8 protein-coding genes are annotated in these 12333 nt (G+C 61.3%); 2 read left to right on the forward strand and 6 right to left on the reverse strand.

From position 1 onward, the window contains the following. Positions 1-341: 341 nt before the first annotated feature. The 6 genes from ACFPTO_RS17335 to ACFPTO_RS17360 form a co-directional block, all read right to left on the reverse strand. The gene (locus ACFPTO_RS17335) at positions 342-1799 is read right to left on the reverse strand and encodes an alpha/beta hydrolase (RefSeq protein ID WP_377713096.1); all 1458 of its coding nucleotides are present in this window, start codon (positions 1797-1799) and stop codon (positions 342-344) included. A 513-nt stretch (positions 1800-2312) separates the two neighbouring features. After that, a complete protein-coding gene (locus ACFPTO_RS17340; protein WP_377713098.1) occupies positions 2313-3584 on the reverse strand; it encodes an NHL repeat-containing protein in 1272 nt (423 codons plus the stop codon). Positions 3585-3654: 70 nt separating this feature from the next. Beyond that, entirely contained in the window at positions 3655-4263 is a 609-nt protein-coding gene (locus tag ACFPTO_RS17345; RefSeq protein WP_377713100.1) for a Biofilm PGA synthesis auxiliary protein PgaD, read from the reverse strand. After that, complete coding sequence (gene pgaC / locus ACFPTO_RS17350) at positions 4241-5509, reverse strand: poly-beta-1,6-N-acetyl-D-glucosamine synthase (RefSeq protein WP_377713102.1); 1269 nt, start codon at positions 5507-5509, stop codon at positions 4241-4243. Before pgaC ends, ACFPTO_RS17345 begins: the two co-directional genes overlap by 23 nt. Then, positions 5506-7593 carry a poly-beta-1,6-N-acetyl-D-glucosamine N-deacetylase PgaB gene (gene pgaB, locus ACFPTO_RS17355; protein ID WP_377713104.1) on the reverse strand — a complete coding sequence of 696 codons (2088 nt, stop codon included), beginning with the start codon at positions 7591-7593 and terminating at the stop codon, positions 5506-5508. The genes pgaC and pgaB overlap by 4 nt, the downstream gene beginning before the upstream one ends. A gap of 27 nt (positions 7594-7620) precedes the next feature. Continuing rightward, positions 7621-9999: a PgaA family protein gene (locus tag ACFPTO_RS17360; RefSeq protein WP_377713106.1), complete on the reverse strand. Its 2379-nt coding sequence runs from the start codon at positions 9997-9999 to the stop codon at positions 7621-7623. A gap of 883 nt (positions 10000-10882) precedes the next feature. On the opposite strand from ACFPTO_RS17360, the gene ACFPTO_RS17365 reads away from it, so the two are divergent. Continuing rightward, on the forward strand, positions 10883-11395 hold the full coding sequence (locus ACFPTO_RS17365; RefSeq protein ID WP_377713107.1) for a hypothetical protein: 513 nt from the start codon (positions 10883-10885) through the stop codon (positions 11393-11395). A gap of 105 nt (positions 11396-11500) precedes the next feature. Then, positions 11501-12163: a hypothetical protein gene (locus ACFPTO_RS17370; RefSeq protein WP_377713109.1), complete on the forward strand. Its 663-nt coding sequence runs from the start codon at positions 11501-11503 to the stop codon at positions 12161-12163. Positions 12164-12333: the final 170 nt, after the last annotated feature.

Here is a 12333-nt window from a genome sequence, read left to right on the forward strand (position 1 = left end):
GCCATGCAGGCTGCTCAGGCCCGCGTCAACGTACATCTGGGCATTGGATTTCCTGGCGTCTTTTATGCACCGCCTCCGCCGGTGATCGTCGCGCGTCCGGTGCACTACTGGCCCCCTCCGGTCATGTATAGCCGCTTCGATCCCAGATGGCACCCGCATCCCCGTTTCGTCGGCCCACGGCACGCCCCGCACCCGGGCTGGCGAGGCTCGCCGCGTCGCTGGCACTGAACCGGCGTCCGGCAACGCGCAAATTACGTCGAGATGGCGTCGACCGCGGCTTCCGGCAATTAACGTCTGAGGCGTAATTCAATCGCGCGCGCCTTGATCTTGCTTCGCAACGGTCAAGGCGCCGCGCCAGTCAATTGATCGATGCGCGTCACCACATACGGATAAAACGGGTTCCACGACAGGCGCGTCAAGAGACCCGCGCCCACGATGAGCCCGCCCGTCTCCCCGCGAATCGACTGTGCGCCGAGATGCACGCCGAAATCGTCGTCCGGATTGGGCGTGCGGCCGTAAAGCGCATCGCTTTCCGGAAACGGAAGCGCCACATGCGAGAGCGAATAGACATCGGCCGGATAGTCGAGACCGGTTGGCTTGACTTCCTCAGTCGTCGATTCAGCCGGCGTCGTTTTCTCGACGACCAGCGGCGACGTGGACGAAGCGTTGGTGAGAACCGTAAAGCGGTAGTGCAATGGCGGCGCAGGCGTGAGACGGCGCAATGCATCGCGCATCGACGCGCGCACGAGCGGGCTCAATTGCGTCGTGCGATTGATGTCGAAGAGAACGAGCTCGCTGCCGTTGGCCGGTAATTGTGCATACAACGAGCTGATAATTGCGCTCGTGCTCACCGTGAAATCGAGCACCGACTGAAAGGTCAGCACGGGAGGCAGCGATGCGAGTTGTCCGCGCCGTGCGGCCTGCCCCACTTCCTGCTGCACGAGTTGTGTCACCCGCCACGACTGGCGCGCGCCGTTCACCGGAAACGAGTTGTACTTGAACGGATTGAATTCGGGAACGACATCGAGCCATGCCGCCTTTTCAAACGACGGCAATACCGACGGCAATGCAGCGAAACCCGCAAAACGCGCGAATCGCGTAATGCCGATCATCGGCGAAAGCAGAATGAGGTGATCCGCCTGCGGAAGACGCGGGTCTTGCAAGGCTTCGAGCGAATATTCGAGCGCGAGCGCGCCGCCGTTGGAAAACCCCACGATATGCAGCGGTGCGGGCGCGGGCACGCGGCGGCGAGCTTCGCGCACGGCGAGCCGCGTGGCGGCCTCCCAGTCGTCGGCTGTCACATCGGCGAGACTGGACGGAACGGTGCCGTGCCCCGGCAGACGGATAGCCATCACGACAAACCCGTCACGCTGATAGCGCTGCGCGATATGGCGCAAGCTGTACGGTGAGTCGGTCAATCCATGCAGCATGACGGCCACGCCGCGCGGCGTACCCTCTGGGGCGAGCGTATAAGAGCGATTCCAGTCGGTCCGGAAATGCCCCGGGTAGATGGGACTGCCGTCGAAATAGCGATTGGCGGCCACGCGTTCGTCCGGCGTCAATTGATCGGTGACATTCCTCCTGACCGAATCGAAAAGGCGGTTCTCGTGGGCGATGTAATCGTCCCACGTAGCCTGGTCGAGCGCGTGCGCATGCATTTCTTCCGGGACATAGGTGTGCCACGGACCCAAAGGCGGCTTGCGCTGAGCGTCGTACATCCGCACACCGGCGATGGTCACGAGCGCCAGCAGCACGATGAGTCCCACCCGCCGGGTCCATCGGATAACGAATGCTTTCATTCTCGACTTCGCCATATCCGGTCGTTGCCTCGCGAACAAGGTTACTCACAAACCCGCGGCCAGCGCGCGCAAGCCTGCCTCGCAGCATACCTGTAACCGCAACCCGCCGCCTGTTTTGTCCAGCAATTTCCCGGGCGTCGATTGCGACGTGGCGATCCCCTCTTGACCGAATCATGCGGCGTATTTCTACCGCTGAATGGTCCCGTCTCACGCGCCGGTTTCGGACTCGCAATGGAGCACGCACAGCGCGATTTTTGCCGAGACAAAAAAAACCCGCACAGGTGCGGGCTAAATCCAACCCTCTCGGGAGGGCATTAACGCGGAGCGGGATTATTACGCATCCGGTTGAAACTTTTGAATTCCCATACGGCGCTTTGTGCGCTTTCATGATGTAGCGCAAACAAGCAATATGCCCGAAAAGGGCGATTCAATGCGTGTCCGTCATGGCCATTTCCCGGTGCCTCTCGATGGTGCACAGAACCGTTGCAACTTTTTGTCCGTCGATCACTCATCCTATTCTGGTGCGGTCTTTATGCCACATTGATCCGATGCCGATGGCGCCATTTCATCGCGCTCGCTGAAGTCCGCCTCGCGCAGGCCTGTTGGCGACAGCGACACGAAATGAACCGATCCTGCGCCGCGCGGAATACCGATTGCACCCGTGTTGCCCCACGCGAATGGCGCGCGTAGCAGGCCGTGCAATTCAATCGTGTCCCCTGTGAGAACGAGCGCCATTAGCCGTCCATCGCGCGTGGGCACGTAAGCCGTGTTGCCGTTCACCGCGATGCTCGCTTCGCGAACCGAGGCCGGCAGGCAATCAAGTTTAGCCGTCACATGCCCTTCTTCATCGATCAGCAGTACAGATGATCGTCCATTATCGAGCGTGGCCTCGATCACGAAGCGTTCCACTGCGGGCACCCATGCGGCGGCATAGGTGTAGTACTGCACGCGCTCTCCACCGGATCCGCCCTCCGGGCGCACCAGTTTGCCTGTCGCGGGATCGAGCACCGCATATTCGAGCTGCGCAACGATTTCGCCTGGTATGTATTTCTGCCACACGAGCAGCGCGCGCGTCGGCGAGCCTGCGATCATGGGCCACCACTCGCGCACATGCGCGGCTACGTCGACGTGCCTTAGAAGGACGCCACGGCCGTTATAGACCTTCACGTACACGCCGCCACCCGTACCGAGATTATCGACGCCGCCGCCATCCACCCAGTCTTGCGAATAGAACACGACAAATTGCTCGCCCACGGCGGCCACGTGACCGGAGTGTCCGCCCGACTCGACGTCGTTCGGATAGGGCTTGATGGGCGCGAGGTTGGCGCCATAGACGCCGTATCGCTGGCTCACCGTGCGCGGCGCTTTCCAGCCGTCTTCGAAGCTGACGAAGATGTTGCCCGACACGTTCTGCGCGACGGACACCGGCTCCTGCGCTTCGGGACGCGAGATAAAAATGCGCACATTCGCAAGACGTGCGCGCTGCGGCGACCATTCGCCCACATAGACGTCATGCGGCCAGCTGCCGTTCGAATTTGCGCCGCGCGGCGGCAGCCCCGAACTGCTGAAGAAGACCCAGTCTTTATCTCCCGCGCGATGCGCCCACCCGATGCCATGCATGAAGCGCCGCTCGTCGCCGACACCGGGCGCAGGCAGTGCGACGATCGACCCCGCCTGCGCGTGTCGTTCGCTGACGACCTCGATTTGCGCGCCGCGGCCGGGTGGCGAGAACATGCCGATCGCGGCCAGGAGCACAACCACCAGCACAGACGGCGCGACGAGCACTAGCGGTCTGCGTCGGCGGTTGCGTTGCGAAGTTTCAGATGCACGGTCCATTGGTAACACATGGACGACATCAGTGCCGTCTGCGGCCACGCAAGCCGCTCACCGGCACATGGTGTAACTTTCTGTCCATCAACTGCTGCAGCGAATACTGCGTCGGCGGCGTCTGGCCGTATCCGAGCCGCGCGGTCTTGCGCGACTCTGCAGTCTTTTCGGCAGGCTGCGCGTCGGACTGCGCACGCAGGGCAGCAATCAAGCCGTTCGCATCATGCGAAGCGACAAACACCCGCGGCACCGTACGCCAGTCGCGCCGCGTCGGCCCGACAATCGGTCCAGGCTCAACCGTTAGACCGGCCTTGCGCCGCAGCAGCCGCTGGGTGCGCGATTTCGATGCGAACGGGTGAGCCACGCGCGCGAGAATCAGCCATGTCGTGAGCGCCGAAGCAATTGCACTGATGGCGGCGATATAGGACAGCAGTTCCGGAATGGAGAGATCGCCCTGTGAAAAAGGCAGCAGATAGCGGTAAGCGTAGATGGTGATCCCCGCCCACATCGAACCGACGCAGGCCGGACGGAGCAACCGGAACCAGAGGACGAGCAGCAGGCCGTGCGCGATGCCTTTGTCCTTGATGATCAGTTGCGGATGGCGCAAGGAGAGATCAATGACGGGCTTGTTGTTCATGCTGGATACCTCTATCAGGGCTGGTCCAGACGGCCCGCTTGCCCCGCCGCCCGAATACGATGGACGGCAGTGCAACGACAGTCGTGACCATGTTGATCAACCAGAACGCGAGCGGATACCAGACGGTGTCGAGAAGATAAAGCAGCAGTTTTTCGTCGTAGCGGCGGTCGATCAGGCAGCCAATGACGATCTGCAGCACACAGGTCGCCACCAGCAGCATTCCATGCCAGTGCGGCAACAGCGAAACGTTCCAGTCGGGCGGCAAGGTATAAAACGAATCGACGAGCGCAAGCAGCAAGATGAACGCCATCGAATACGCCCAGGCAATGCCGAGCGCGTACTCGACAAAGAGCGGCCACATCATGATCCGCGGCGTGAACAACAGCGGCCGCGCGTATTTGAACAGCACCTGAATGCCGCCCTTGGCCCAGCGCAGGCGCTGGCGATACAGACCTTTGAGCGTTTCGGGCATCAGGATCCAGCTCAGCGCATGCGGCTCGTACGCAACGCGCCAGTCGTTGCACTGGAGCTTCCAGCTGATGTCGATATCTTCGGTCAGCATGTCGGCGCTCCAGAAGCCGACATCCGCGAGCGCGCTCTTGCGGAACATCGTGATCACGCCGGACACCGTAAAAATACGCCCATAAACCTGTTGCGTGCGCTTGATCAGCCCGACGATCGACGAGAATTCGCCAACCTGCATCCGTCCAAGCAGCGACGTGCGTGTGCGAATCCGCGGATTGCCCGTCACCGCACCCACGTTCGGATCGGAAATCAGGTGTTCGAGCATCCATTCGATCGCGTCCTCGCCAAGCAGCGAATCGCCGTCGATGCACATGAGGTACGGCGCATTGGTCACGGCGGCTGCCGTCGTGAGGCCAATCGCCTTGCCTTCGTTCTTCGCGTGGTGGATCACGGTGAGGCCCGGAATTTCGACCACCAGCTGATTCAGGATCTCGCCGGTGTGATCGCGGCTGCCGTCGTTGACGGCGATGATCTCGTAGTTCGGATATTCGAGCCGCGCGAGGTGGCCCAACACGCGGCGCGCATTCATTTCTTCGTTGTAGCAGGGCACGATGATCGCAACCTTTGGCGTCCCGGCTCTCACGATGGCGAGCGACGAGCGGGCCCGTCCGTGCTCCAGCGCGAAGAAATGGACAATTCCACCGATCATCCACAAGTACGACATGAAGAACGGATAGAAAAAGATAAAGTCCTGCAGTTTGTCGATGACGATGTGCATCATTGCGGTCGCACCCTTTCGCTGTTGCCCTTGAGCAGCGCACTGATCGAGGTCGGATCGAGCCGCGAGCGCATCGACATGACGTCGGTCAGCGCGGCCACGGTCGGCACATCGTGCGCGAAGTTGTCGGGGTAGTACCCGTAACTCACCATGCCGGACTGCCGCAGATGGCGCATCTGATCGGTCAGGTGTTTCGCCGGTACGCTGTCGCCCGTACGGGAATCGGTGGCTTCGAGCAGGAAGACAGTTCGCCGCGGGCCATCCGGCACCGTGCGCACCGTCCTGGACAGGGAATCGAGCCAGCTGTCCACCGATGAAATGCCCTGCCGCGACGGCATGGCAAGCAGGCCGACGAAGTTGTACGCATTCACGAATGCCGGGTAGTTTTGCGCGTAACGATGCCCAGCCTCCGGATCGGTCAGCACATCCGGAAAAATCGTGCGCACGCTCAGCACGTCCGCACTGTTCTGGCTGTTGAGCACGATCTGCTCGAGTTCCTTCGTGAAATCGAGCAGATGCCGTGTTTTCAGATCCCCCCACCGTTTCATCAAGTCGGGATTCGCGCGAATCTGGCCGATGTCGCGCGGCAGGTTCCAGCTCGCCAGCATCTGGTGGCCCTGATGGCTGTCGTCCTCGAAATCGGTCAGCATCGCGTCTTCGCCAAACAGCAGGCCCGTGATCGCCGAGTATTTGCCGAGGTCTTCATAAAGTTCGCGCACATATGCGCGCACGCCCGGATCGAACGGACTGAGCCGCCGCACCGCCGATGCACCGGGCGGGAGCTTGCTGCCCGCAGCGGGCCGCACGAATTCGAGGCGGCCTTCGAGTTGTGCGGGCACCGCAAACGCGAGTGTCGGCATCCACGCATACAGCGCAACATCCGCGCGCGTATTCAGTTGCCATGCAGCGCGGCAGAAAAGATCCGAGCGGACCGGTAAATGCCGGTTCGGAAAGTACAGTGCCTGCGCAAAGCCCGATCTGTTGGGATCCGAAAATGCTTGTAGATACACCGAACTCGGTTTCAAACGGTAGATACGGTCGATCAGCTGGCCGAGCTTCTTTTCCTGCATGTCCGGCGAGGGATCGTAGACATCGTCGAGCGAAACCACCACGACGCGCTCCACTGGATTGACTTCGCCGCGATTCTCCGCGGGCTCGCGCATCGAGCGCTCGAAGCCGCCGACGTCGATGTCGTACATGATGAGAATGCGGCGCAGACGGTCGAGCGGCACGTCGCTCGTATTCGGCCCGGATTCGAGCGTGAACTGCACCGGCATGCCGAGCTTCGACGAGATGCGGCGCACCGGAAGATTTTCCGCACCGTACGGCCACACCATCGCGCGAACGGGCAAGCCCGTCTGCGTCTTGAGTTGCTGGATGCTCGTACCGAGGTCGCCATGTACGCGCGATTCGAATTCCGCATCCGTTTCGTAGCGCGACTCATCCTTCAGATACAGGTGCGAGGTCGCCGCCGGCAGTTCGTTGCCCTGCGGATTAGCGACCGCGCCGTGGTGCATGTCGTGCGTATGCGACGCCAGTTCGACGAGGCCGGAACGCGCCACTTCGCGCACCTCGTTCCACGACATGAACGTATCGCGCGGCACCACCAGTGTGTCGGAGAGGCGAATGCCGGTGTCCGCCGGCGTGTCGATCCATGACGTCACGATGCCCATCACAGCCGGATAGTTGAAGCGCTTGAGCAGCGGCAGCACTTTGGTGTAATGACTCATGAAGCCGTCGTCGAAGGTGATCAACACCGAGCGCGGCGGCAATGGCTTTCCGCCGTTGCGCGAGGCCGCGATGGAACTGAAAGTGATCGCGTGATAGCCATTGGCTTCAAGCCAGGAAAAAATCGATGTCAGCGTGCCCGTATCGATCGCATACGGGTCGATTACGTTGTTCGTATTGAATTCGGCTCGCAGATGGTCGCGGACATCGTGAAAGCAGATCACGCGAAACGTCTTGCCGTCGGCAGGATCGGCCGGCGGCAGGATGTCGATCAGCTTCGCCGGCACGAGCGATGAAAACATCGTGCAACCTGCCATCGCTCCGAGACAGCCACAGATAAAACGTCTACGAGAATGCATTGCCGGCCTCCTTGCGAGCCGCCGTCGTCAGAATGGAACCGTGAGCGTGGTGTAGGCAATGCCGGACGTTTCGCGTGCGCCGTCGTACGCGTGGCTAAGCCCGCCGATGCCATACGTGAGCCTGATGTCGTGACTGAACGTCCACGCGTGTTCCAGACGCACGCCGCCCTCGGCGCTCGTGCCGAAGCCGCGTTCGTTATACGCGCCCGCGCTCAGATAGATGCGCTGCACCAACGACTTTTCGCCGGCGCGCCAGATTGCCCATTGATGCATGGCGACGAGTTCCGCCGTGTAGTCGCGCGCAGGCGCGAAATACGCCGTATTGGCGCGCGTGTTGCTGCTGGTGTTCAGGTTCAGCGAGAGATTCACAAACTGGTTTGCGGCGGTAAATACGCGCTGCGTGGCGCTTCCCGAAATTTCCTGGTTGAAGTTCGAATCGCTGAAGCGCGTGGCTGAATAAGACAGCTCCGCCGAGCGACGATCCGTGTCGGTGAAATTGAGGGCAATCTGGGCATTCTTCCCCCAGATGTGCTGGACATAGGCCTTCCACGGCAACGTATTGACGTCGCTGTCGACCGAGACGTTCGCCGACACGTAGTCGTTGAAGGTATACGCGACACTGCCGTTGCCGCCGGTGCGCGCAGCAGGACCGATCGAGCGGGTGGCCTCGGCCGTCACGGAAAGCGGTCCCTTGCGGAAATCGCCGCCGACGCCGGTCCGTGTGCGGCTCACGTTGCCGATATCCGTATTCGCGTGGCCGAAGAAGTTGTGTGCGAATACACGCCAGTTGTCGTAGATCGGCGGCGAATACAGCGTCGTATCGATACTGAACGAGTTGTCCGCCAGCGTGGAGTTGCCGTGCTCGCCGTTGAATTCGACCGACAGCACCGGCGCACGGTAGGCCGCATAGTCGCGCTTGAAGCTACGCACGGAACCGTTCTCGGGGAACGTATCGTTGAATGCATCGTTGATGAGACGCGCATTCGCATAGTCGTCCAGCATGAGCGATGTGCGCCCGAGACCCGCGAGCGCCTCCAGGTTTTCCGGGTGATCGGTCAAGGTTGCGCTGTACATGTCGCGCGCGCGGCGCGTACTGGACGCGCCAAGCGTTGCGTCAGCCTGCGCGTTGCGCACTTCCGCGCTGAACGGCACCTGCTCCCTCAGCCGATCGAGTCCCGCCATGCCGGCGCTCGTCTGTCCGATATAGATCTGGTACTGCGCATACAGCCGGTAATAGCGCATGTAGTCATCGTTCGCGAGATCCCACGGGTGCACCTGGTCGGCTGGCGGCAGCGCGGCGTGCATGTCTTCGAGCACCTGCCTCGCCTGCGTGTACTTGTCCTGGTCGGTGAGCGCGTAGAAGAGGCCCTCGCGCAGATCGATGGGGCGCGTGTGCGTACCGTACTGGAATCCGCGCGTCGCTTCATCGGTGGTCGACGACGTCTCCTGCTCGATGGCGCGGCGATAAACCTGTTCCGCCTTACCGGGTTCCTGGAGGTAGCTGTACGCTTCGCCCACGGCCGCGAGCGCTTCGACTGAAATACCCGACTGCGTCGGAATCGATTCGAACGCTGCAACCGCGTCCTTCATCCTGCCTCGCGCGGCATAGGCAACCGTCAGGTCGCCGGCAAGCGAAGCCCGCACTTCCGCGTACTCCGGCGTTTTCGGCAAACGCGCATCAAAGTCGTGTGCCGAATGGATCGCGGAATCAAGTGCGTCGAAGCGATCGTGGCTCGACATCGCACGCACCTTGTCGCGACCGCCGCGCACCTCCTGCCGGATGCTGAGTTCCTCGATCTGCGCGATATCGACAGGCGTGAACACATCGGGCCGCGCCTTCGCCTCGTCAAGCGCGCGGATTGCGCCGCCACTCGTCGCGAGTCCGAACACTTCGCGTCGAAGCGTGTCATTGGGCTGCTCGGCAGTCTGCGCCGGCGGGGTCTGTCCGGGCGCGGCCACAGGCGGCGTTCCGGGCGTGGTGCTGCCATCCGGCGGGGGATTCGCTGGCGTGGGTCCGGTCGCGGGTTGCGTCATGGGTTGCGCGTTCTGGGCCACTTCAAGTGCCGCGGGTTTCCCGGATGTCGTAGGTATCGGGGTTATCGGAGGCGGCGTTGCCGTCGCCGTATCAGCGCTATTTTCGGCAACCTGTGCACCGCTACCGCTGTCCGGCGCGGCAGACGAATGAACCTGCGCATCGCTCGTCACTGGCTCCGGGACAGATTGCGCCGTGTCCACCGCATAGATCGTCGCGCCGATGTCGCTCGTAATAACGGGGCGAGCAACCGGCGTTTCATCCGCAGGCTGATCGACCACGGCAACCACGAAAATGACAGGCTTCGCAACATCCTCTTCCCGCGCGATGGTGTCCTTGCTTTCGAGCGCCGCATAGGCGGACAAAAGCAGCACGGCCGCAGGCGCGCATGCGCCGAGTGGACGTCTGCGAGGCGATATATACAAACGCTTTCTCTTGTTCATTGTCGTATGCCCCTGCCCGCCTAACGTTGATTCGGGTGTGAACGCGTCCGGCGCAAGCGCCATGCCGGAAATGGCAGACGAATCCTCCTGTTTTTTCAACAACAGTAAGCAATCAAATAAATGAACCACCGCGTAAAACGCTTGCGAATCCAATAAAACGGTTTTCTGTTTCCTGGCGTTCCCGACAAAAGGGCCGCGCCCTCAAGTTTTGATGTGTGCTGCCGTGAAGCGTTAATGCGCCCTCGAACGCGAAGGCGTTGCCACGCCAGCGGACATTAATTCAAGGCGCACTCACAGGTGCGCGTGTTTTGTACGTTCTCAGCGATGCTGAGGCACGGTCTGCGTTCTGCAGTGCTGTTACGACGCGCGGTTGCGTCTCACCGTGAGCAACGGCAATTGCTGTTACAGGCGCAACCCATCACGCGATCGATGGGCAAATCATATGAAATCGGCGCTCGCTTACGAGAGGAACACGAGAGGAACGCTCGCGATTTCGAGTAGAGACAAAGCAGCTATCGCGCACGGGCTGCGTGCCCGCCTGCGACAGCGGGCGACGACATGTACCGCTCGTCGTCAATATCGAGCCGCGGCGTCACCTGCATCATCAGACGCACCGGGCACGCCTGCTTACTTGCCGACACATCATTCCAGACACGCAATAAATTTATCAATGCGCTGCTATCGGAATTCAACGCGCGTATCACTTTGTTACATGGAACCCGTCCCCAGGTGCCCTTTCGTCGGCTGTTTTCTGAAGGTTGCATTTCATCTTTTCGATTCCTATGCTTGTTGCACACCAGCGAGGGAGAAGATCATGGGGACCTTGAATGAGCGAGGTCTGTGTATGGTCACAGGCATGCTGCTGATCGCCGGGACTTGCGCACTACCTGCCCATGCACAAATCGCAAGACCATCGACTACGCCGACGCCAATCACAACACCCGCCATGCCCGCTGCAGCGCAAAACCTGCAGACCGCCGCGCCGCAGGCGCCGTCGCGGCCACCCGCAAATCCGGCGTCGCCCCAGGAGATGCTTTATTACGTGTGCGGCAGCCGCGGGCTCGATACGCACGTCACTTCACCGGACCCTCAACACCCGTTCAACCTCGGCGTATCGTTCGTCTCGGCGTCGACCGGCGCGCCGCTCAACGAAGTCTCCGTCAAGTTGCGACGGCATGGCCGCGTGCTGATGGACTTCGTTGCGGCTGGACCGTACTGTCTCTTCTCGGTTCCGGAAGCCGACTACCGGGTTGAAGGCACGTACCGCGGCGAAATGAAATTCGAAATTGTTCAGACCGGCAACATGACCGCGCAAATCAAGTGGTAAGCGCCAGCCAGGTATGGCGATTGCGTGGTTCACGGCGTCACGTCGGCGCTCCACAGGCTGCTTTTTTCACGGCGTGACGCCCACTGATACAGGGAAGTTCGCGCGATGACGATTCTCCATCGATTTCGACATCGTCCCACGGATATCGCCCGGCGCAGTAAGAGCCAATCCGTGCAGGACAACACGCCTGCGTCGCTGACGTGGGGCTCCGGTTTGAGCGTAGCGCTAACTGTGACGTTCTATTTGCTCGTCCTGGCAGCCGACGCGAAATTCGACGCCGGAAACCATTTGAGCAGCAACACGAGTGGTGCAGCGCAGACCTTTACCGCGAGCGCGGCGGACAGTTCAACCGGGCTGGCCGCTACAACAGCCACATCACCCTCCACATCACCTGCCACTTCACCCACCACAGCCGCCGAGTCGACGGCTCGCTTGCTCGCCCGTGCGCATCACTGCGCATCGGCCGGACATTGGGATTGCGTATTCGAGGCCACGACCAGCGTCATGGCGCTGCGCGGGGAGACCCCGGAAACGCTCGCACTCCTGCAACAGGCGGTGAATGGCACAAGCGCGGCACCACCCGCGCCGAAAGCGCCGGTTCTCGCGAGCAATCCACGCAACGCACGGCCGGGCACGAACGGCTACGTGCGGCCAGCCCGATACACAAGACATATTCACAAGCATTCCTTACGAGCCACGTTAATCCGATATGGCTTCTTCAGGCACGCTGCCTCGACCGATCAAATGAACGATCTGTACCGGCACTAGCGAGAGCAGTGTCGGCACCGGTATCTCATCCGTATCGGGCAACGCCCGTATCGCGAATACTGCAGACCCTGGGCGACAATTTCGCCGTTAGGGAGTACGCTCCCCGTGCGGCCACCGTGCGTTCGGCCCGGTTTTGACGGACGTCAACGGCACGGTCGCACGGCTTTCAC

Source organism: Paraburkholderia denitrificans, from assembly GCF_042655705.1.
Lineage (GTDB): Bacteria > Pseudomonadota > Gammaproteobacteria > Burkholderiales > Burkholderiaceae > Paraburkholderia > Paraburkholderia denitrificans.